Source organism: Bacteroidota bacterium, from assembly GCA_039821555.1.
Taxonomy (GTDB): domain Bacteria; phylum Bacteroidota; class Rhodothermia; order Rhodothermales; family Rubricoccaceae; genus JBCBEX01.
Map to the genome: position 1 here is coordinate 1 of JBCBNX010000007.1, position 22,217 is coordinate 22,217.

12 protein-coding genes are annotated in these 22,217 nt (G+C 66.6%); 5 read left to right on the forward strand and 7 right to left on the reverse strand.

Going from position 1 to position 22,217, the window contains the following annotated elements:
* Window positions 1–194 precede the first annotated feature (194 nt).
* The 3 genes from AAFU51_10055 to AAFU51_10065 all read right to left on the reverse strand — a co-directional run bounded on the left by AAFU51_10055 (window position 195) and on the right by AAFU51_10065 (window position 4,107).
* Window positions 195–2,618, reverse strand: coding sequence for a BamA/TamA family outer membrane protein (locus AAFU51_10055; GenBank protein MEO1571600.1), 2,424 nt, complete (start codon window positions 2,616–2,618; stop codon window positions 195–197).
* A gap of 19 nt (window positions 2,619–2,637) precedes the next feature.
* On the reverse strand, window positions 2,638–2,856 hold the full coding sequence (locus AAFU51_10060) for a DUF2795 domain-containing protein (protein ID MEO1571601.1): 219 nt from the start codon (window positions 2,854–2,856) through the stop codon (window positions 2,638–2,640).
* Window positions 2,857–3,126: 270 nt separating this feature from the next.
* Window positions 3,127–4,107 (reverse strand): M23 family metallopeptidase, encoded by a 981-nt coding sequence (locus AAFU51_10065; GenBank protein ID MEO1571602.1) that lies wholly within the window; start codon window positions 4,105–4,107, stop codon window positions 3,127–3,129.
* Between the two features lie 569 nt (window positions 4,108–4,676).
* Between AAFU51_10065 and AAFU51_10070 the strand changes: the two genes are divergently transcribed.
* Together AAFU51_10070 and AAFU51_10075 are read left to right on the forward strand one after the other, a co-directional pair.
* Complete coding sequence (locus AAFU51_10070; GenBank protein ID MEO1571603.1) at window positions 4,677–8,720, forward strand: ATP-binding protein; 4,044 nt, start codon at window positions 4,677–4,679, stop codon at window positions 8,718–8,720.
* Between the two features lie 150 nt (window positions 8,721–8,870).
* Window positions 8,871–12,554: a T9SS type A sorting domain-containing protein gene (locus AAFU51_10075; protein MEO1571604.1), complete on the forward strand. Its 3,684-nt coding sequence runs from the start codon at window positions 8,871–8,873 to the stop codon at window positions 12,552–12,554.
* 40 nt (window positions 12,555–12,594) lie between these two features.
* On the opposite strand, the gene hprK is transcribed toward AAFU51_10075, so the two are convergent.
* The 3 genes from hprK to AAFU51_10090 all read right to left on the reverse strand — a co-directional run bounded on the left by hprK (window position 12,595) and on the right by AAFU51_10090 (window position 15,341).
* Complete coding sequence (hprK, locus tag AAFU51_10080; GenBank protein MEO1571605.1) at window positions 12,595–13,614, reverse strand: HPr(Ser) kinase/phosphatase; 1,020 nt, start codon at window positions 13,612–13,614, stop codon at window positions 12,595–12,597.
* Between the two features lie 87 nt (window positions 13,615–13,701).
* On the reverse strand, window positions 13,702–14,751 hold the full coding sequence (locus AAFU51_10085) for a MoxR family ATPase (GenBank protein ID MEO1571606.1): 1,050 nt from the start codon (window positions 14,749–14,751) through the stop codon (window positions 13,702–13,704).
* A 110-nt stretch (window positions 14,752–14,861) separates the two neighbouring features.
* Complete coding sequence (locus tag AAFU51_10090) at window positions 14,862–15,341, reverse strand: plastocyanin/azurin family copper-binding protein (protein ID MEO1571607.1); 480 nt, start codon at window positions 15,339–15,341, stop codon at window positions 14,862–14,864.
* 130 nt (window positions 15,342–15,471) lie between these two features.
* On the opposite strand from AAFU51_10090, the gene AAFU51_10095 reads away from it, so the two are divergent.
* From AAFU51_10095 to raiA, 3 genes are all read left to right on the forward strand, one after another.
* Window positions 15,472–17,601, forward strand: coding sequence for a HEAT repeat domain-containing protein (locus tag AAFU51_10095; GenBank protein MEO1571608.1), 2,130 nt, complete (start codon window positions 15,472–15,474; stop codon window positions 17,599–17,601).
* Between the two features lie 512 nt (window positions 17,602–18,113).
* Window positions 18,114–20,345 carry a type I DNA topoisomerase gene (topA, locus tag AAFU51_10100; protein MEO1571609.1) on the forward strand — a complete coding sequence of 744 codons (2,232 nt, stop codon included), beginning with the start codon at window positions 18,114–18,116 and terminating at the stop codon, window positions 20,343–20,345.
* A 472-nt stretch (window positions 20,346–20,817) separates the two neighbouring features.
* Window positions 20,818–21,129: a ribosome-associated translation inhibitor RaiA gene (gene raiA, locus AAFU51_10105; GenBank protein ID MEO1571610.1), complete on the forward strand. Its 312-nt coding sequence runs from the start codon at window positions 20,818–20,820 to the stop codon at window positions 21,127–21,129.
* Between the two features lie 113 nt (window positions 21,130–21,242).
* Here raiA and AAFU51_10110 read toward each other — a convergent pair whose 3' ends face one another.
* The gene (locus tag AAFU51_10110; GenBank protein MEO1571611.1) at window positions 21,243–22,154 is read right to left on the reverse strand and encodes a glycoside hydrolase family 16 protein; all 912 of its coding nucleotides are present in this window, start codon (window positions 22,152–22,154) and stop codon (window positions 21,243–21,245) included.
* Window positions 22,155–22,217 lie beyond the last annotated feature (63 nt).

Genomic DNA, 22,217 nt, shown 5'->3' on the forward strand with positions numbered 1-22,217 from the left:
GCTCCGGTCGTCATGATCCAGAGAGCGGCGTCGAGCATGAGGCGGGCGGGTCGTCCGGGGCGTCCTCGTGCGGAAGTGGGTGCGAAGAGGTGGGCGATGCGGGCCCACTGGGCGTCGGTGAGGGCGTGTCGCTTGGGTGGCATCGGCGTGGCTTGGAAAAGCGCCGAAGTTACCTCACATTTTCCAGACAGAGCCTAAAAGGCCTGCCCGATCCCGAAGTGGAAGAGCGGTCTGCGCAACCCATCTGGAAACCAGGGGGCCCCCGGCTGCGGCTCGCGCACGCGGTAGGCTAGGTCGAACCGCACGACGAGGAACTCCCAGCCGATGCGCAGGCCATAGCCAGCGCTCAAGGCAAGTTGCCGGTAGAACTGGTCTGCGAAGAAACGCCCGGCATCGTCGCCCGGGTTGCGGGGACCGAGCCAGACGTTGCCAGCGTCCGCAAAGAGCGCCGCACTCCAGTTTGCCTTGAAGAGGTTGCGCACCAGCACGGTGCGGCCTTCGGCAGCGAGTTCGAGCTTGAGGTCGCCGCCTTGGACGAACGCACCCTCCTGCTCGGCCACGCCGGGACCGAGGGTGCGGAGTGCCCAGCCGCGGACGCTCGTCGCCCCGCCGATGTAAAAGCGACGGTCGAAGGGAACGACCGGAGCGTCGCCTGTCGGCAGAGCCACGCCCACGATGGCCTTGAACGCCAGCGTCGTCCGGCGGCTCAGCGGGACATACTGCCGGGCATCGGCGCGGAGCCGCAGGTAGGGCCGGTATTCGAGGTCGGCTCCGTCGATGATGCTTGGCAGCGTGCCTTCGAGCGAGTCGGGCGAGAAGACGAAGCGGTCGAAGAGGTAGAGCAGGTTGCCGCCCGTCTCAACGCTGATCTCGCGGACGTAGCCCCGATCCCGGCGGAAGAGGTTCGCGGTGGTGCTGCGCAGGGTGTACCGAAGCGCATTGTTGATCTGAGGCCGGGTGTAGTCGTCGAGCAGGAATTCGCGCTCGACCGGGTCCTGGATGATGCTCAGGTAGTCCTGTTCGAAGCCGCCCAAGGTGTCGGGATCGCTGAGGTTGAGGTCGAGCAGATCGAGGAACGAGGTCGTCCGCGTTGAGTGGCGCAGTTCGAGTTGCGCCCCGAGCTCGACGCGGCTGCGGATGACGATGCGGAGCAGGTCGCGGCGGGCAGCCACCCAGCGCGCAGCATAGCGGGTGCGCGCGTCTACGAGCCCTCGTTCCAAACCGCTGAACGGGCGGACGAGGTACGGCAGGGTGAGCGTCGCGCTCGCGTCGACCTGCGCCGTCGGAAAGCCGCCGTCGAACGTGCCTGCTACGGAGCCCGAGGTGCTCAGCGCAAACGACTCGCCGCTACCGAAGGCATTGGCGTTGCGATAGGTGATGCCCGCTCCCAGGCCCAACTCGTCCCGTTCGGTGCCGAGGAGGTACGAACGCTGGAGGACAAACCCTTCGAGGCGGATGCTGTGGCGCGGCCGGGTCCGCAGCCGGATGCGGTGCGGCAGGACGGGCAGTTCGAGGCTGTCGCCTTGGAGGCTTGCCGCAGGCAGCTGAGGGGTGATGTCGCTGAAGCTGAACACCCCCACGCGCTCCAGGCGCTGCTTCGTTGACCGCAGCCGCGAGACGTCGTACGGGTCACCTGGTGCGAAGCGTAAGGCGCGGTGCAAGAGGAAGGGCTCCAGCCGCGTGTCGTCCTCGATGCGGGTGGTCACCTGCCCGTCTCCCCGTGCCATCGAGTCCAACCGTGCCGGGGCACGTTCTGGGCCGTCTACCTCCACGTGCACATCGCCGAAGCGCATGCGCGGCCCGGGGCGGATTTCGAAACGAATGTCCACCGTATCCGGCTTGGCGTCCTCGTTCGCCCCGAACACGATTGCGCGTATCGAGTCCCGGGTGACGAGCGGGTGCCCGCGTCGCTGCAAGACTTCGATGAGGCGGCCTCGCTCGGCCAGGAGGTCGGCCTCGGCAAAGCGCTGCCCCGTCCCCACGAGGGTGCGAGGCTCCTCGACCACCCGAGCGTCTAGGAGCGTCTCTTCGACGAGTGCCTGCTGCGTCTCCGCGGGCAACGCCTCAATCCCAGCGTACCGGACGGTGTCGATGAGAGACGGCTGGCCCGGTTGGATATCGAAGGTGACTCGTACCCGATTTCCGCCCAGGGAATCGACGGCAGCCAGCACCTGGGCCTGTCGGTAGCCGTCTTGTCGGTAGAGGGCTGCCAGGCGCAACGCGTCCGTAGCGACCACGGCGGTGTCGAGAATCGCTGGTTCGTCGCCAATGCGCCGGAGACCTGCTCCGAGCCAGCCTGGCAGTGACGCTCTCGTACCGAGTCGGTAGACCCAGTAGCCTGGCGTCAATCCGGTGATGTCGAAGAGGCCGTGGTTCTCGCGCGTGCGAACGAAGGCCAGCAGGTCGTCCGTGGTTCTCCGATGCCGCTCGCCGACGATGCGCCGGTCGATCACACGCACGTAGGTCGTGTCGGAATTCTCTGGAGCACCCGTCTGCTCACCACTCGTTGCGCTTGCGGTCCCTTGGTCGCTAACCGCCCCCTGGCTGTACGCGAGAGGAACCGTGCTGCCCAGGACCGGAACGAGGGTGAACAGGAACAGCACAAGGCGGAGCGACACCGCTCTCATGCCCACGGGTCTATTCCTCCTCGTAGTAGAAGTCGTCGGTCGTCGTGGGGTAGTCGGGCCAAACCTCCTCGATGCTCTCGTAGGGCTCGCCGTCGTCTTCGATTTCGAGGAGGTTCTGCGTCACCTCCAGCGGGGCGCCGGTGCGGTCGGCGTAGTCGATCAGTTCGTCTTTGGTGGCAGGCCAGGGCGCGTCTTCGAGATGCGCGGCGAGTTCGAGCGTCCAGTACATAGTGATGGGCAGGGGTTCGGCGGAAGGAGGGTTCTCTTCGTCACCGAACGCAGAGATAGGGTGGAGATCGGCGTAGGTACGAGGTGAGAGGCGACGCAGTGCGGTCGTGCACGATAGGGCGAGGCGTCGCGAAAAGCAAGGGGGGCGAACAAGCTCTTGAGCGGAGACGAGGCTATCGCCGGGGCGCGTACGCGCCGATCTAGGGCTCAAAACGAAGGCGGCAGGGTGTCTCGACCCTACCGCCTACGCGCATGCTCAGATTTCGACGACTCAGGTGCCGCCCAGCATGGGGTTGTCCTCTGCGGCCTGTTCGACGAGATCCTGGTACTCTTGCGGGGTCACACCGGGTGCAAACGTGGTGACCGGATTGAGAGGTTCGCCACCCAGGTCGCGGACTTCGTAGTGCAGGTGCGGGGCTGTGGAGAGCCCGGTGTTGCCCGTGTAGGCTACCAGGTCGCCGCGCTTAACGGCGCTGCCCTCTGAGACCCCAGGGGCGAACCGGGAGAGGTGCGCATACCGCGTCTCGCGGTTGCTCTTGGCGTGGCGGATGCGGAGCAGGTTGCCGTAGCCACCGCTGACGCCCCGGAAGCTCACGACGCCATCGGCGGTAGCGTACACGGGGGTGCCGACGGGCGTAGAGAAATCAACCCCGTTGTGCATCTTGCGCGCGCGGAAGATCGGGTGGCGGCGCATGCCGTAGCCGGAGGTCAGGCGACCTTGTGTGGGTAGCATTGCCGGAGTCTGGTCCAGCCGTTCCTTGTGCCGCTCGGCGAGCGCCAGCAGGTCCTCGAAGCTCTGCGACTGGAGCGCGATCTGACGCTCAAGCTGGTTGGAGGTCCGGGCGTTCTCACGGAGGAGCCGGCTCGTCGGAAGGCTGTACCGATCGAGGGACTCATCGCGGGCACCACCTACGCCGACTTGGCGCACATCGTCAGAGATGGGCTCGGCGCCGAGGAGAGCACGGTAGAGGTCGCGGTCCTTGGCTTCGAGCGCCTGCATTTGCTCCGTGAAGCTTGCGACTTGGCCCGTAGTCGTGGCAAGTTGCGTGCGGAGCCGTTCGATCTCCTCCTGCTGCGATATCTCAAGCGGAGTCTGAGCGGTACTCCAGAGGTACCAGGTCGCGCCCGTGGCAATCACGAGGGCAACGACTAGTACAGCAGCGGCGTGCTTGAGGTAGCGGGAAGCGGTGGGCTTGACCTCTACGAAGGTGCAAGCCTCGTGGTCATAGTGGTAGTAAGTGTTTTTGGGCATGGAGGCGAGCGGCTGCAAGCGTGGTGGTTGGGCTGAGCAAGCGGCTCGCTCCCTGTGGTGGGCACACGCCTCGTCGCGGCTGACCTGCCGTGGTGGCGGCCAGCGTGAAGAAGACACAACGCGGTGTGCTCAGCACGGGGAGCCAGGCTTGGAAACCCGTTCTGAACCCAAGCGGGCTGGGGTTTCTACGGAACGGCTCCGATTCGCGTCTGGGGCACAAAGAGCGCGCCAGCTTGGGGTGCGAAGCCTCTGGGAGCCGAAGAATTGGATGGATGAAGGGGCCATCCAAGATAGACGCCTGCCACCGGGGTGTCAACTTCGATGTCATACCCGTCGGAGCGATCTACCTTCCTCGACCGTTCCGCTGCGCTATTGACGCCTACTCGTACGGTCGTTTACACATGTATGCTACCTCTAGGCCGGGCACTAACTTATCGAGCTTCAAGCTCCTGACCTCAAACCCCGGTGTTTGATGTTGGGACGCTTCATGTAGTTCGTGCCAAAGAAGCTCACCTGGCGTTTCATTTTCACTCAATCCTAGCACCTAGATGAGGACACTGCGGTCCGCGATGTCGGCCATCAGGCACGCAGCGCTGATGCTATGGCTAGTGGGGCCGTGTTCTGTCGGGCTTGCGCAGAGCGGCCGCCAGTTCAACGCCGGTCCCTTCGTGGGCACCGTGTGGACCATCCGCGAAGGCATGCCGCAAGGCTCGGCGCGTGGGCTCACGCAGCGGTCGGACGGCAGCCTGTGGTTCGGCACCGACTCCGGCCTCACCCGCTTCGACGGCCTTGCGTTCACGCCGTTCTCGCGGGCACTGCTCCCCGGCCCTTCTGGCTCAGACCTCGCCCTCGCCCTTCACGACCCCGGCGATGGGACGCTCTGGCTCGGCTCCTTCGGCAGTGGTGCCGTACGGTTGCACCTCCCCACTCCGGCGACGCCGACCTCGTACTACGAGCCTTTGAGTACCGCCGACGGGCTCTCCTCTACCACCGTATGGTCCTTCGCGTCTGACTTGGATGGCACCTGGCTAGGCACCACGGACGGCTTGCTCAAGCAGACGCCTGATACACTGCTCCACTTCACGCAAAGAGACGGCCTGCCCGGCGCGGATGTTCGCGCGCTCCAACGTGACTCGGCCAGCCGTCTCTGGGTCGGCACCACGGCAGGCCTCGCCTTGCACACGGCTGGGGGGGTTAGCGCACTCCGAGGTGTTGGCATACCCGAGGGTGCCATCTCATCCCTTGCCCCGGTTCCAGCGTATGCTGGCGGCGGCATGTGGGTCGGCACCCGAACGGGCCTTCATCGCTGCACACCGCCCCCAGTGCGGTGCGAACCGCAAGGACTCGCCCTCGCTAGCCCGGTCATTCAAGCGCTTACGGTCACACGCGACGGTGCGCTTTGGATTGGTACGGAAGCGCCGCTCCTCCACCGCCTTGCGTCGGACGGAAGCCTCCTCTCAGTCCCATCCGGTCCGCCTGGCGAGGCAGGCGGCGTCGTGTCGCTACTAGAAGACCGGGAGGGCAACCTCTGGGCTGGAACCGCAGGGTACGGACTCGTGCGCCTACGCCGTATGGCTGTAACCACCCTTGGTAGAGCGGAAGGGCTTGTGGACGACCTTGTCCGCCCTCTGCTCGAAGCGCCGGCAGGGACGATGTGGATCGGGACGCGGCGCGGAGCGCTTCACCGCCTTCGCGGCGACCGGCTCGACGTGTTTCGTCTACCCGACGCGGCACGGGGCAACGCGGTGCTCTCGCTCGCCGCCGCTAGCGACGGTCGACCATGGGTGGGGCTAGCCGGTCGTGGCATCGCGCGCCCTGTCAACGGCGCGCTGGTCTTAGTCGACGGCCTGGAAGGCGCCATCGACGCGCTGTCGTTGCTCGAAGACCGGACAGGCCGCCTCTGGATTGGCCACAACGGACAGGGCCTCTGGCGTCGCGATCTGGATGGCCGACTGCATCGGTATGGCATCGCCCATGGACTTCCCAGCGGGACCGTCCGCGTGCTTACCCAGGACACGCTCGGACGCCTGTGGGCGGGCACCGATGGCGGCCTGGTGCGCCTTCACGCTACTCCTGACACAACGCGCTTTGACGTCTTCACGACGGTCGACGGGCTCGCTGACACTGCCGTCTTTGCGCTCATGGACGATGCCGACACAGCACCAGGGACGCTTTGGATTGGCGGTAGCGAGCAGCTCTCGCGGCTGACAACAGCAGCCGATGGCACGGTCCGCTTCGACGCGCTCGACCACGAGCGCATGCTCCTGGACGACGGCGCCGGTTCGCTCTGGACGCGCCGCATCAACAGCCTCTACCGCGTGCGCAAACGCGACCTGCACGCGCTTGCAGACGGTCAGACGGACGGAGTGGCCGGGACGTCGTACGGGCCAGAGGTGGGCGTGTCCGGTGAAGGCGTGTATGGCTTCAGTCCCCCCGCCACTCGCGCCGAGGACGGCCGCCTCTTCTTCCCCACCACGCTGGGCGTCGCCATCGTGGACCTCGACGCCCTCCCGCCATCGTTGCCGCCACCGTCCGTTGCCGTAACGCGCGTCGATGCGGATGCCAACAGCTTCGTGCGACCCGCAGCACCCGCACGGTTTCCACCGGCGCTCAACCGCCTCGAACTGCACTTCAACGCGTTTGACCTCACCGCGCCCGACCGAGTCCGCTACCGCTACCGCCTCGACGGCTTCGAAGAGAGCTGGACGGCGACGGACCTCCGGCGTTCGGCGATCTACACCAACCTCGCGCCAGGTCGCTACACGTTTTACGTGGAAGCCGCCAACCACCAGGGCGTCTGGAGTGCGGAGCCGGCACGGTATGCCTTCGCCGTAGAGCCGCGCCTCTCACAGACGTGGTGGTTCCGGCTCGGCCTCGCGCTTGTCCTCGCGGGCTTCGGCCTTGCCACGTATGCGGCTCGCGTGCGTGGTTTAAGACAGCGCGCCGACCTTCTCCGAGCACAAGTCCGCCAGCGCACCGCTGCGCTCGAAACGGAGAAGCTGCGCACCGAAGAGGCTCTCGCCGAGACGCGAGCGGCCCAGGCTGTCGTGGAGGCGCAAGCGGCGCAGCTTCGCAAACTCGACGCCGCGAAGAACCGGCTCTTCGAGAACCTGAGCCACGAGTTCCGCACGCCGCTGACGCTGGTGCTCGGCCCGCTCGAGCGCGCGCTCGCAGGCGCCCAGGCTGAGGGCGACCTCCACACCGCGCACGCGCAGGCCACGCACCTGCTCGACCTCGTCAATCAGCTTCTTGACCTCGCCAAGCTCGAAGCGGGCCATCTCGCGCTCGATCGCACGCCGATCGACTTCGGCGATCTCGTGGCAGGCACCGTCGCCGCTTTCGAGTCCGAGGCGGTCCAGCATGGCCTCACGCTCGTCGCCGTCTGTGTCGAGCCCTCCCCTGTCGTCCTCGGCGAAGCGCGGCACCTCAGACGGGTCGTCGCCAATCTGGTCAGCAATGCACTCGCGCACACGCCGGAGGGAGGTCGCATCACCGTCCAACTAGCGGCTTCGGAAGAAACCGCTAGGCTGACGGTCGAGGACACCGGCAGCGGCATTCCGGCAGAGGCGCTGCCGCATGTGTTCGATCGGTTCTACCAAGTCGAGGCCTCGCCCACGTTGGGCCGGGCCGGGACCGGAATCGGGCTCGCGTTGGCGAGGGAGTTAGTGGAGGCGCACGGAGGCACAGTCAGCGTGACCAGCGAGGTAGGCGTTGGCAGCACCTTCGTGGTCACCCTCCCAACGACCGATGCCGCACCTGTTGCGCTGGCGCCTAGCTCGTCCCAGGCTGCCACTGTACCTCGCCTTCCCAGAAGTATGGCCGAGGCTAGCGACGACTCGCTTGCGCTGGGCGAACGACCGACGCTGTTGCTGGTGGAGGACCACGCGGCCCTCCGCGACTTTCTCGCCCGTGCGCTTGCCGAAGGCTACGAGGTCCACCCGGCCGCCGACGGCGCCGAGGCGCTCGCCCTCGCGAAATCGCTACGCCCTGACCTCATCGTGAGCGACGTGATGATGCCGAACCTGGACGGCCTCGCCCTCGCCGCTGCGCTGCGAGCCGACGACGCGCTCCGAGCGACGCCCGTCGTGCTGCTTACCGCCCGTGCCGACGCCGCCGACGAGGTTGCGGGACTTGATGCCGGAGCCGACGCCTATCTCGCCAAGCCGTTTAGCCTGCCCGTCCTTCGCGCCCACCTCGACGCCCTGGTGGAGCGGCACCAGACACTACGCGACCGCTTCCGCCGCGAGGTGGTCGTGCAGCCGAGCGAGATCGTTGTCACCTCGGACGATGCCGCGTTCGTCGAGCGAGTGCGTGCCGTCGTGGAGGATGCGTTGGCGGACCCGCACCTCACCGTCGAGGTGCTAGCCGACCGGCTCGCGGTGAGCCCGCGCCAACTTCACCGGCGAATGCGGGCGCTGACCGGGCTGACGCCAGCGGCCTTCGTCCGGGCAATGCGGCTCCAGCGGGCTGCGACGCTGCTGGCCGGACGCAGCGGCACCGTCGCCGAGGTCGCCTACGCCGTGGGCTTCCGCAGCGAGTCGCACTTCACAAAGCGGTTCAAGGCCGAGTTCGGTGTGCTGCCCTCGGTCTATGGCGAGGGATCGGCTGGCTGAGCACATAGCGTGAGAAGCCCGACTGGCAGAAATGCGCCAGCGAAAGGCAGGCATGCGCGAGCGCTATCGCTCCACCTTGGCGCGTCCGCGTGTGCGGACCACAGCTCGCGCCCAGGGTTGTGCTTTGCAGCTAGCTAGCCCTCGGCGTCCATGTACCGTTTCACGTCGTCCTCCCTCCTTCTTGGCCTCGCGGTCCTGCTCGCGCTGTCCGCGTCCGCGCAGCCGCAGCCGTCGTGGCAGCCCCTCAGCACGGGTGCGCAGTCGCTTCCACAGCCCGTATCCAGTGCGATGGACGCAGCAGGAAACGTCTACGTGCTTCAGTTTCAACCAAACGGCTTCCGCCCGGAGATGGCGCGCTGGGACGGCAGCCAGTGGACGACGCTGCCGGGCCTCCCGCCGCAATACGCCAACCGCATCGCCGTGACCGATGGGGGTGATGCGCTCTACGTCGCGACGCAGGTCGGGACCGACCGTGCCGTCAACGGGAACGGCGGTAGCGTGGGCGTCGCGTACGTCGCGCGCTACGGCATCGCAACGGGGCAGTGGGACGACCTGGGTGGCGGTCTGGACCAGGCTACCGTCCAGACAATCGACGTGGATGCCGCAGGCAACCTGCTCGTTGGCGGCCGCTTCGCGCAGACCACGGACGGGACGACGCTCGGCAACATCGGGCGATGGAACCAGAGCACGGGCATCTGGGAAGGGCTCGGCCTCGGCGTGAGCGACCCCGTCGTGGACCTCGACGCCGATCCATTCGGCAACGTAGTGGTCACGGGCCGCTTCGAAACGGCGACGCAGGGCGACGGCACCGCGCTGACGGTGCGGCAGGTCGCCCGCTTCCGGTTTGCCACGGGGCGATGGGAGGCGCTCTTCAACGGCCTCGACGTCGGATCGAGCACGCCGCGCACCATCGCCACGGACGGGACCAACGTCTTCATCGGCGGGACCGGGATCGAGATCAACACCGACGTACGCCAGGTGTGGCGCTTCAACGGCACGGTGTGGTCGGGCTTTGGCAGCAGCCTCGACCTCGAGCCCAACATCTACGACCTTGTCCTGGACGGCGCGGGCTTTCTTTACGCCTTCGGGGACGGCGGCTTCGGCGTGCGCTCCACGATCCACCAGTCCAACGCAGGCTTCGCGAACTGGTCGGCCATCGCCGTCATCGCCAATGGCTTCCCGAGCACCCTGGCGGCCAACCGGGGGCGGCCTGGACGCTACCTCTTCGCCGGCGGGCTGTTCGACAACTTCTTCCTGTTCAACGGCTCCCTCACCACCGTTGCCAACTTCGCACTCTGGAACGGTGCGTGGACGTCGCCCCAGCCGCCGTTCGTGGGCGTGAGCGGCACCGTGCGGGCTGTCGAGGAGCTGATCGTGCCGCGCAACGGCGACCCGCTCGACCGGATCCGCCTCATGGCCGTCGGGGGCGACCTCGCATCCGTCCGGAATCGCCCGGTCAACCGGATTGCGTTCTCGACGACCGGGGCGGACTGGGACGACCCCGGTCAGGGCATCACCGATCCCGGCGGCATTGTGCACGCGCTCCGCGCCACCGCGCTGCCGCTTTTCGCAGACGGTGGCGGCTTGGCGATGATGGTCGCGGGGCGATTCACCGAGGTGACGCAGGACGACGGCACGGCGGTGCCTGTGAGCAACGTGGCACTCTGGCGCTTCGGCGACGAGCGCTGGCAGGCGCTCGGGCTCGGCGTGAGCCGCGGCGGCGTGCCTGGCACCGGCACCGTGCACGCCATCGACCACCTTCCACTCCCCTGCCGCTTCGACGAGGACGCGGGCGAATTCATCTACGTCGGCGGCGAGTTCGACACGGCAACCAACGCTGACGGCTCGACGGTGGCCGTGCGCAACCTGGCACGCTACAACCTGCGCTCGAACCGCTGGGAAGCCCTCGCGGGCGGCCCGACCGGGCCGGTCTTCGCGCTGCGGCTGGAGGCGGGGCAGCGGTCCCGTCTCGTGCCGACCGACGATGGCCTGGAAGGGCACGCGCTGTTCATCGGCGGACAGTTTAACACGGTGCTAGACGCGAACGGCATGGGCGTCGCCGGCGCGCGCAACCTCGCCTGGCTCACGACAGACGGCCAGTGGCGCGCCATCGGCGGCGGTCCGGCTGGCCCGGTCTACGCCCTAGAAAGTCTGCGCTCGTCCGCGACGCGGCTTGCGACCCTGAACCAGCGCCTCGCTGGGCCTGACCGATGCCGCCTCGACGTGACGTCGACGACGCTCTACGTGGGCGGCAGCTTTACGAGCGTGCTGACCGACGGCCCCAACCTGCCCGTCTCCAACCTAGCCCGCGTGCTCGTCGGCACCGGCGGCTCGCGGTGGTCCGAACTCGGTCTCCCGTTCGGCCAGGCGAGTGGGACGCCCGGCAACGGCACCAACGGCCCTGTCCTTTCCATCGAGTTCCGGCCTGAGGTTTCGTCCTCGCCCAGCATCTCGTTCTTTGGCGAGGACAACGGAGCCTTCGCCTATATGGTCACGGGCACGTTTACGGAGGCCTACGACGAGTTCGGCAACACAATCACGTCGCCCAACGTGGTGCTGCTGCGGAACTACGCGCCGCTCTACCCCGGCGGGCAGTTCGACGACGACCCCGTGCGGCGCGGCCCGGAGGTATTCGCCTCCATCGGCGACGGGACGAACGGCACCGTCTTCGACACGGGCTGGACCTCGTGCCGGATCGGTCGGTTCGACACGAGCACGTGGTACGTCGGCGGGCAGTTCAGCGAGGTGGGCGCGGGGCAGCAAGCGCCCGGACTGGCGAAGTGGCGCGACTACCGGCCGCCGCCCCCCGTCGTTGTTGTCGGGTCCAGCGGGAGCATTCGTGGTGGGTCGGGAGGCAGTGGCGGAGGTCGTGCGACCGATGTGGTGTACCTCGGACCGACTGCCCGGCTGAGTTGCGCCAACCCGGGCCTCGGCAGAGCGGCCTCGTCTTCCTCCAGCGAGGTGCTGGGCACGGTCGCGTTCGGCGAGAGCGTCGTCACGACCACCGACTTCCCCGTGGGCCAGCCGCTCGTGTTCGAACTCGCCGCCGAAGACGGGACGGTGCTGTCCACCGACACGCTCGTCGTGGACAACATCGGCGGCGTCACCTTTGCCGTGACCGGGGTAGACACGCCCGGCGACTACGCGCCCAACCCCGACGGCTTCGACACAGGCCTCGGCCTCGTCGCCCTGCAATCCCCCGACCGCGCCCTCCCGCTCGGCGACCGCCTGCTCACGCGCTTCGTGCATGCCGTCACCGACGCGCCAGCCGTCGACGTGGTGCTCCCCGATGGGACCGTGTTCGCGGACAGCCTGACGTTCAACGCTGTCTCGGTGGCTCTCGCGATTGATCGCAGCACACCACGTGTGGAGGTACGCCGCCATGCCGACGGTGCGGCGCTGGGCACCTACGATCTCGACTTCAGCAACCCCTCGGCCGTGCAGTTTGTCGTGCTCGCGGGCTTCCTCGACCCGGCGGCGAACCAGGACGGCCCCGCGCTCGGCCTCACGACGGTCGCGCTGCCTGCCGAAGCGCCCGTCGCCAGCGATGACGACACGGCGACACGCCCAGCGGCAGTGAGGCTCTCCGCAGCCTACCCGAACCCGTTCGCGGAGACGACGGTGCTGCGCGTAGACGTGCCCGAAGCGACGCGCACCGAGGTGGCTGTCTTCGATCTGCTCGGCCGACGCGTGGCCGTGCTGCACGACGGGCTACTCACGCCCGGAACGCACGCGGTGCCCTGGAACGCAGGATCGGTGCCAAGCGGCGTCTACGTCGTCCAGGTTCGCACTCCAAGCGGCACCGACGCGCTCCGCCTCACCCGACTGCGGTGAGCTTCCGCCGCTACACAAGCTCCTGAGAGCCGACAGCCGCCTACTCGTAGTCGTGCTCGAAGTAGGTCACGCCGCGGCGCGGTCGAGCGGCCCCGCCACTCTTCGCCGCGATGCGCTCGGCGAGCCGCTGCTTCATGATCTCGGCAGGGTCGTAGCCGTAGTGCCGCAGCAGGTGGTTCATGGCGATGACCTCGCAGATCACCGTCACGTTCTTGCCCGGGATGATCGGAAGGCGCACGAGCGGCAGGTCGACGCCGAGTAGCTCCTGCGCCTCGCCGGTCATGCCCACGCGGGTGTACTCGCGATCGGGCTCCCAGTGCTCCATCTCGACCACCACTTCGATGCGCTTCTGGAAGCGGATCGCGCGGATGCCGAACATCGCGCGTACGTCCACGAGGCCGATGCCGCGGATCTCCATGAAGTGGCCCATGAGGTCGGTCCCCGCGCCCATCACGACGTTCTCGGCCTTCTTCGTCACCACGACGACGTCGTCCGCGACGAGCCGGTGGCCGCGCTCCACGAGGTCGAGCGCCACCTCACTCTTGCCGATGCCCGACTTGCCAACGATGAGCAGGCCCACGCCGTAGACGTCCACCATCGAGGCGTGGACGGTCTGCATCGGCGCGAACTGGTCCTCCAGGAAGTCCCGGAGGTGGTACATAAACTCCGTGGACGGCATTGGCGTCCGGTAGACGGGTACCCCGGCCCGCTTCGCCTGCTCGACCTGGGCGATTGGAAGCTGGTTGCTCTCCGTGAGGATGAGGCACGGGACGGGGAAGTTGACGAGCCGCTGGAACGCCGCGGCGCGGTCGTCCTCGTCGAGGTAGGCAAGGAACTGGTTTTCGGTGTTGCCGAGCACCTGCACGCGCTGGTGCGTGAAGAGGTCGGTGTAGCCCGCGAGCGCGATGCCCGGCCGGTGGAGGTTGCTCTCCGTCACGAGCCGCTCCTCGGCCTCCCCCTCGTGCACCGTCTCGATCTCGACATGCACCGTCTCGCGCATCTCCGCCATCATGAAGGCGACGGTGATCGATTGCTTTTTGAAGGGCTGTGGGGTTCGCATCTGTTGGATTTGCGATTGACGATCTATGATTTTCGATTACTGACTCACGACTTCACGCCATACATCGAAAAATCGAAATCATAAGTCCTACGGCACTTCGATCGTGTCCAGGATTTTCCGGACGAGGTGGTCCGTCGTGATTTCCTCGGCTTCGGCCTCGTAGGTGAGCGCGAGACGGTGCCGGAGCACGTCGGGCGCAATGGCGCGGACGTCGTCTGGGGTGACGTAGGCGCGGGCGTCGTGGAAGGCATGGGCGCGCGCGGCGAGGTTGAGCCCAATGGTCGCGCGCGGCGACGCTCCGAAGCTCAGAAGCGGCGCGATGTCAGCGAGGCGATACCGCCCCGGCTGGCGCGACGCCATCACGAGGTCCACGATGTAGTGCTCGACGCGCTCGTCGACGTAGAAGCGGTTGAGCAGGCCGCGCGCCTTGAGCACCTGCTGCGGCGTCACGACGGTCGGGATCGGCGTACGCTCGCCCGTGCGGGCCATGCGTCGCATGATCTCCAACTCCTCCTCGCGGGACGGGTAGCCTACGACCACCTTCAGCAGGAACCGATCGACTTGCGCTTCGGGGAGCGGATACGTTCCCTCCTGCTCGATCGGGTTCTGCGTCGCGAGGACAAGGAACGGCTTCGGCAGCGGGAACGTCGTCTCGCCAATGGTGACCTGGCGCTCCTGCATCGCTTCGAGGAGCGCGCTCTGGACCTTCGCGGGCGCGCGGTTCACCTCGTCAGCCAGGACGAGGTTGGCGAAGATCGGCCCCTTCTTGATTTGGAAGTCGGCGGTGCGCTGGTTGTAGATCAGCGTGCCGAGGAGGTCTGCCGGGAGGAGATCGGGCGTGAACTGGATGCGCTGAAAGTCGGCGTCGAGGGCTTCGGCGAGGGCGCTCACGGTGAGCGTCTTGGCAAGGCCCGGCACGCCTTCGAGGAGGACGTGCCCGCCCGCGAGCAACCCGATCAGCAGCCGCTCGACCATGTGCCGCTGCCCGACTACCACGTCCGCAAGGGCGTCTGTGAGGGTGCGCACGAAGGCACTCTCTCGCTCGACCTCCTCCGCCAACGCGGCGATGTCGGCGGAAGTGAGGCCAGACGCGTGGACCGCAGAGTCCGCTGGACTGGGTGGCGTAGGATCGAGCATGTCGATGGTAGATCTAGGATGTTAGATTTTCGATCGGTAAAGACATGACCATCGCTGAGTTGTCCTTTCGACTCACATCGAACATCCCAAATCGACAATCGAACATCGACCTACGCGACGATCATCACGCCCTGCATGATCGAGTAGTGTCCGGGGAACGTGCAGATGTAGCGGTAGCGGCCGGGCTCCGTCGGGGCGGTGAAGGTGACCTGCACGGTCTGGCCGGGCTGCGACATCGGCGTGTAGGCGAACACCGCGGGGTCGTCCGGGACGTAGCCGTTGTCGCCGGCGGTCATGCCCGCGATGCCGACGCGCTCGACGTCTTCGTCGTTGTCTGAGTTGAGGATGAGCACGTTGTGCTGCATCGCGGGGCTCGTGGCCGTGTTTTCGAAGACGACGGTGACCTCTTGGCCCGCATCGACGGTGAACTCGGTTTGGGCGTAGCGCATCTCGTTGCCAACCGGCTGGATGACGATGGCTCCGTCGGGATAGTCACCGCCAGCGGCTTCGCTGCTATCGGCACCGCCGCCGCACGCCGCGAGGGTGGCCACGAGGACCGCGCTGAAGAGGAAAAGGAGAGCTCGTTGCATCGGAATCAGGAGTGGGTGTGAATGCGTGGGGGCGGTGCGGTACTCTCGGCGCCTCGCAGGGTTCGGCGCGCGCACGTTCTCCCAGCGCTGTTCGTTTCTTGGTCCGTCCCGCTCCCCTGCCCCGCCGTCTATGCCACGCTTTCTGCTCGCCTTCCTCGTGTTCACCCTCGCCGCGTGTGCGAGCCGCCCGCCTACGGGGGGGATCGTTCCGCAGGAACTACCTGACCGTGCCAGTGATGGGCTCCTCGCCGACTCGGCGCTGCAGGCCGTCGTCTTGCACCAACTCGCCCGGGACGGTGCGGCCCTGAGCGCTGCGCTCAGCAATTCGTCGGCGGCCGTACGTGCACGGGCTGCATTCGCCCTCGGGTCCGTGCAAGACCCAGCGGCCGTCCCGACGCTCCTCGACGCCCTGGGCGACGCCGACCCACTCGTGCGTACCGACGTGGCTTTCGCACTCGGCCAATCGGCCGATTCGACCGCCGAGGCCCACCTCCTCGACGCCCTGGCGGCGGAGGCGTGGCCCCCCGCCCGCCGCGAACTCATGGACGCGCTGGGCAAGACCGGCAGTGCGTTCTCGCTCCGGCAACTGGTGACGCTGCAGATGGTCGACTCGTCGCCCACGCAGCAAGCCGACCACGCCCTCGCGCTCGCACGCTACGGCCTGCGCGGCGTCACCAGCCCCTCGGCTAGCTCACTGCTTGCTCGCTACCTAGGCAGCGACGACCCCGCCGTCCGGCACAATGCGGCCTATTTCTTCGGCCGCGTCCGCTCGACCGAGTCGTGGCTCTCGCTCAGTGATGAGCTTGTGAAAAACGCGCAGCGGCTAACACAGAGCAACGATCCTGAGCCTTCGCTCATGCACCTCGCGCTTGCTCTCGGCAAGATGGGCGACGGCGATAGCCTCGCGCTGCTCCGGGGGATCCTGTCGGACCGCCCCGACTGGCGCGTGCGCACGAACGCGGCCCGAGCGCTTGCTCCGCACGTCGCCCGCGCTGACTCGGCGGCGGGCTCCACGACCAACCTCGACGTGCTCTTCACGGGACTCGACGACGACAGCCCGCACGTGCGCCTCGTGGCAGCGCAGGGCCTTGCCGCGCAGCCTGGCTCCCCGCTCCTCGCCGCGCGCGCGCTGGCCTGGATCCGTGCCAACGACACCGACTGGCGCACGTCGGCGGCCTTGCTACCGATCCTCGTCGGGTCCCAGCAGAACGAGATGATCGACTACTCGCAGTCGTGGCTGCGGGCGCAGACAAGCCCGTTCGCGCTCGCGGCGGGCATCGCAGCGCTACGGGCGGCGGACGACGACGCTTCACTTGGGCTGCTCTTTGAGAAGGCCCAGGACGACGACACGCGTGTGGCGTACGCCGCCCTCGACGCGCTTAAGGCGCGGTGGAAGCGCGACCAGACGGCCAAGCCCAACCTCGCGCCGCGCTACTACGCCGCCTTCGAGCAAGCCCTCGAACGCCGCGACCTCGCCACGGCCTATGCCGCCGCGCCCGCGTTAGCTGACAGCACGTTTGCGCCGCTCGGGGCCGCGCCGCTCCTCCAGCGGGTCTACACGCAACTCTCGGCCCCCGACGACATCGAGCCGATGGTCGAGATCGTCCGCGCGCTCGGCACGTTCAAGCGTGATTCGACGGTGATCGGCTTCCTCGTAGACGCCGCCGTGGACGGCCACCCCGTCGTGCGCCGCGCCGCTGCGGATGCGCTCGAAACCCGCGTCGAAGCGCTGGAGGAGGTCAACCTCCTCGGCGAAGCGCTGCCGCCCACCCCGGGCATCGACTGGGATGTGCTCGCCCGCCTCGGCCGCCACCCGACGCTCACGTTTCAGGTTGCCACGGAGACTGGTGACACACGCGGCACCTTCGTGATGCGCCTCGACGCCGAGCAGGCCCCCCAGACCACACAGACGCTCGCGCGGCTATGCGCGGCGGGCACCTACGACGGCGTACCGTTTCACCGCGTCGTGCCCAACTTTGTGATCCAGGGCGGCGACTCGTCCCGCCGCGACGGCTTCGGCGGGCCGGGCTTCACGCTGCGCAGCGAGTTCACGCGGACGCGCTACACGACCGGCACCGTCGGCATTGCGAGCGCCGGGAAAGACACCGAGGGCAACCAGTACTTCGTCACGCACGCCCCCCAGCCCCACCTCGACGGACGCTACACCGCCGTCGGCCAACTCGCCGAAGGCCAAGACGTAGCGGACGCCGTCGTGCAAGGCGACATGGTTTTGACCTGTGAGGTTCGAAGTGGGAAGTAGGAAGTCAGGGGAAGGGAGAAGGATGAATGCTGAAGGCAGAAAGGCGGCTGATCGAGAAAAAATCGACTGGATTCTATCGGACAACCTTCGTCCAACTCTTTGGCTGATCGGACAACTCATTGGCTACACCGTCTCTGAATCGGACGCGTATCTCCTTTTCCAAGACCTAGAGGACACAAACTGCAATCTGGGACGCTGGTCACAGCTAAGGCTATATGGCGATACGGGAGCTATTGATCTACAGATTGCCCATGACGAGTCAGGATCAGGGATCACCTTCCTAAAGTTCGATCCGACCAATCCGGTAGCCCTTGGCGTCGAGGCTATTCTGATGGCATCTGCTCACTTCAAACTATCCTAGCCGCATACCCGTCACCCCGACCTGATCGGGGATCTATACACTCTCCCGGACCAGGACATAGCCTCCTACGGATTCCCGTCTTCGCGGGACTGACTCCGCGCTCGAGAGGATGTAGAGCCACCCAGAACGTACAACGCACTGTAAACCACCCATGAAACTCGTCATCGTCGAGTCGCCCGCGAAGGCCAAGACGATCCAGGGCTACCTGGGGCGGGGCTACCGGGTGCGCGCGTCGCTCGGGCACGTGCGCGACCTACCGCGCAAGGACGTGGCGGTGGACGTGGAGAAGACGTTCAAGCCGAAGTACGAGACGCTCTCGGCGAAGAAGAAGACGATGAAGTCGCTGCGGGAGGAGGCGCGGCGGGCCGACCAGATCCTCCTCGCCACCGACCCCGACCGCGAGGGCGAGATCATCGCCTACCACCTCGCCGAGTCGCTCAAGCGCGTCTGCAAGGACGTCGCGCGCGTGACGTTCCAGGAGGTCACCAAGCCTGCCGTTCAGGCCGCCGTGCGCGCCCCGCGCCGCCTCGACGGACCGCTCATCGAGGCGCAGCAGGCGCGGCGCGTGATGGACCGACTCGTCGGCTATACGATCAGCCCGTTCCTCTGGAAGACGGCGCGCGGCGAGCAGGGTCTCTCGGCGGGCCGCGTGCAGACGGCGGCGCTGCGGCTCCTCTGCGAGCGCGAAATGGCCATCGCCGACTTCACGTCGGAGGACTACTGGTCGCTCGACGCCACGTTTGCCACCGAGAACGGCGACACGTTCAGCGCGCGGCTCGTGGAGGCGTATGGCGAAAAGGTCGGCTCCCCGGCTGATGTCCAGAAGGGGCGCGAGCAGGGCAAGGTCAAGCGTACCATCCCGGACGAGGGTACGGCGGCGCACCTCCGCGACGAGGCCGAGATGCGGCTCTACGCCGTCCGCTCGCTCACGAAAAAGACCGCCCGGATCAAGCCGCCGCCGCCGTTCACCACCTCGACGTTGCAGCAGGCAGCGTCGGCGCGGCTCAGGATGTCGCCGAAGCAGACGATGCGTGTCGCACAGCAACTCTTCGAAGGCGTCGAGATCGGCGACGGATCACGCGGCAACGACGAACGCGTGGGGCTCATCACCTACATGCGCACCGACTCGACGCGCATCTCGAACGAGGCCATTGCGTCGGTCCGCGACCTCATCGCACGCGACCTCGGGCTCGACTACCTCCCGAAGTCGCCGCACCGACACGGCAAGAAGTCGAAGAACGCGCAAGAGGCCCACGAAGCGATCCGCCCGACGCGCTTCGACCTCACGCCGAAGGCGATCCGCAAGTGGCTCACGCCCGAGCAGCACAAGCTCTATCAGTTGATCTTCTACCGCACCGTCGCGAGCCAGATGGCCCCCGCCGTTGTGGACCGCACGACCGCTGAGGTGGCGAGCACCGACAGCGCGTTCGTCTTCTTGGCGAAGGGCGAGGTGACGCGCTTTCGCGGCTTCCGCGCCGTCTACGACCTCGGCGAAAGCCACGACGACTCGGGCGAAGACGATGCGACCCAGGCAGCAAAAGGGAAGCAGAAGCTGCCGGAGTCATTGCGGAAGGGCCTGCCCGTTAACCTCCTCGACCTCGCGACGAACAAGCACCAGACGAAGCCGCCGCCGCGCTACACGGAGGCGTCGCTCGTGAAGGCGCTCGAACGCCACGGCATCGGCCGCCCGAGCACCTACAGCGCCACCATCGCCACGCTCCAGAACCGAGGCTACGCCGACCTGAAGAAGCGCGTCCTGCACGCCACCGACCTCGGCCTACGCGTGTGCGACCTCCTCGTCCAGCACTTCCCCAAGCTGTTCGACCTCGGCTTCACCGCCAAGATGGAAGAGGCGCTCGACCAGATCGCCGCCGGCCAGCGCGCCTACCGCGACACGCTGCACACGTTCTATCACGACCGCCTCCTCGCCGCGCTGCACGATGCCGAGGCTGCAATCGACGCCGGGAAGCCGCCCGCTGGTGCTTCCATCCGGTCGGCTGACCACGCCCCTTCGCCAGCCGCCACCTCTTCGCCCCAGGCTGCATCCGCTGCGTCCTCCGACGACGCCCCTCGCCTAGCCTGTCCGCGCTGCGGCAAACCGCTCGCCCGCCGCGACGGCGCGAAGGGGTCGTTCTATGGCTGCACCGGCTTCCCAACGTGCCGCCACACGATGCCCTTCTTTGATCCACGCACGGCACCGCGCTGCCCCATCTGCCATCGCGGTTGGCTCGTCGAGCGCCGCGCCAAGAGCGGTAACGTATTCCGCGGCTGCTCGACATATCCGGCCTGCTCGCACACCGAGACTGCGCCGGCCGCTACTGCATCCGCCCCAGCATCAACGCCAGCGTCACGCCGCCGAACGAGGCCTCGCGGTTCAGGTTGACAAACCCGTAGAGTCTCAGGCCGAGGTGGCAATCATTCGCGAACACCTGCAGTCTGAGCGGGAAGCCGTCATTATGATCCGGGAGGCGATCGAGACCTACAAACACAGCGTGTTGCCTCCAGGCAGATCAGGCTAGGTGTAAACGACAGTCCGCCAGAGCATACCCTCGGTGGGTGTGCTAACCCAGCCCCTGGAGTATGAGCCCGTAGGGCTTTCCCGCATCCGTGCGGCCGCAAGTCCCTACTCGCTTAACCGTCCCTTGACATAGGCGCCCCCTCGCCGTTTACTGGGAGTCCATTCTAATACCAGTTCTTTGGGATGATGCCTCACTCGAACCCGAGTGTCATTCCCGCGAAGGCGGGGATCCATACGGTACCCCGTGTAGATCCCGGATCAAGTCCGGGATGACAAAGGTGGAGGTGGGCTACTATCCTGGCGACTTGGTATACCCCTCATATTAACCGGTGAGATTATGCAAACGCGCATCACGGCTCGGCACTTCCAGGCTTCCGATGGACTCCGCACCCATATCGAGCAGTCGCTCTCGAAGCTCACTCGATACTATGACGGCATCGTGGACGCACACGTGGTGCTCAACGGCGATGACCGGGCCACCGACAAGTCGGCTGAAGTTGCGCTCAACGTCTACCGTCAGACGCTCACGGCGAGCGAAACCGGGCCGTCGCACGAAGTCGCCGTGGATGGCTGCGTGAAGCAGTTACGACGGCAGGTGCAGCGCTATAAAGAAAAGCTGCGCAGCACCAACAAGGACTCGCATCGGTAGCCCCACGAACGCTGCCAATACGTACACCCGGCTCGTCACGAAACGAGAGAAGCCCCAGGTCGCTTCGCGCGACCTGGGGCTTCTGATTATGGAACCATGTAGGCCGTGGTGACTCAGCTTCCTGTGCGCTCGTAGACCCGCACATAGTCAACCTCCATCGCCTGCGGGAACGGCGTCGTCGCATCGGGCGAGCCAGGGAGGTTGCCTCCAACGGCCACGTTGAGGATCATGTGGAACGGGTGGTTGAAGGGCGAGGTCGGGTCATCGCTACCGCCGGAGAACCAGTCCTCTTCGGTCTGGACTTGATAGAGAACGTTGTTGACGAACCACCGGATGTCGACACCTTCGACCGGCTCGCCGTCTTCGCCCGGCTCGCGGTCAACGCGCTCCCACTCGACGGTGAAGACGAAGAAGTCGTCTTGGAAGGTGCCGGCGGCTAGCTGGAATTCGTCGCCCTTGAACACGTTCTGCGGGAATTCCCCACCGTAGTGCAGCGTGCCGAAGACCTCGCCGGGCTTGTCGCCGACAGCCTCCATGATGTCGATCTCTCCACTGGAGGCCCATTGACCGTAGGTCGGCTCACTGAAGAGCAGCCAGATGGCGGGCCACATGCCCTGGCCGAGGGGTAGCTTTGCGCGGACTTCGAAACGCCCGTAGGTCCAATCTCCCTTGCCGAGCGTGCGGAGACGTGACGACGTGTAGGTGGTGTCTCCATCAACGATGTTTTGGAGCGCCGTGATCTTGAGCGTGCCGTCGCTCACCACACTGTTCTCGCGCGCGTAGTCCTGGAGTTCGGCGTTGCCCCAGCCACAGAGGTCCGGGCAGCCGTCGCCGAGTTGAAACTCCCACCTCGATTCGTCGACCTCGGTGCCATCGAATTCGTCGGCCCACACGAGGGACCATCCGGCAGGGGTTGCTTGCGCGTCGGGGATTTCTTGCGTTACGGCGTTGTCGCAGCCGACGGCGAAGGCGCCGAGAGCGACGGCGCAGAGCGCGAACACGGCGAGGAGAGCAGCACGAAGCATGTCGAAAGGGCGTAGTTCTGTTGTGAGAGACGCTGGATATACCCGCGAACGGGCATCTGTAGC

What these genes read in the sequence shown, in the direction of transcription:
- AAFU51_10060 (MEO1571601.1), bottom strand. Translation starts at nt 2,856, where the DNA reads ATGTACTGGACGCTCGAACTCGCCGCGCATCTCGAAGACGCGCCCTGG.
- AAFU51_10065 (MEO1571602.1), bottom strand. Translation starts at nt 4,107, where the DNA reads ATGCCCAAAAACACTTACTACCACTATGACCACGAGGCTTGCACCTTC.
- AAFU51_10070 (MEO1571603.1), top strand. Translation starts at nt 4,677, where the DNA reads ATGTCGGCCATCAGGCACGCAGCGCTGATGCTATGGCTAGTGGGGCCG.
- AAFU51_10075 (MEO1571604.1), top strand. Translation starts at nt 8,871, where the DNA reads ATGTACCGTTTCACGTCGTCCTCCCTCCTTCTTGGCCTCGCGGTCCTG.
- hprK (MEO1571605.1), bottom strand. Translation starts at nt 13,614, where the DNA reads ATGCGAACCCCACAGCCCTTCAAAAAGCAATCGATCACCGTCGCCTTC.
- AAFU51_10085 (MEO1571606.1), bottom strand. Translation starts at nt 14,751, where the DNA reads ATGCTCGATCCTACGCCACCCAGTCCAGCGGACTCTGCGGTCCACGCG.
- AAFU51_10090 (MEO1571607.1), bottom strand. Translation starts at nt 15,341, where the DNA reads ATGCAACGAGCTCTCCTTTTCCTCTTCAGCGCGGTCCTCGTGGCCACC.
- AAFU51_10095 (MEO1571608.1), top strand. Translation starts at nt 15,472, where the DNA reads ATGCCACGCTTTCTGCTCGCCTTCCTCGTGTTCACCCTCGCCGCGTGT.
- topA (MEO1571609.1), top strand. Translation starts at nt 18,114, where the DNA reads ATGAAACTCGTCATCGTCGAGTCGCCCGCGAAGGCCAAGACGATCCAG.
- raiA (MEO1571610.1), top strand. Translation starts at nt 20,818, where the DNA reads ATGCAAACGCGCATCACGGCTCGGCACTTCCAGGCTTCCGATGGACTC.
- AAFU51_10110 (MEO1571611.1), bottom strand. Translation starts at nt 22,154, where the DNA reads ATGCTTCGTGCTGCTCTCCTCGCCGTGTTCGCGCTCTGCGCCGTCGCT.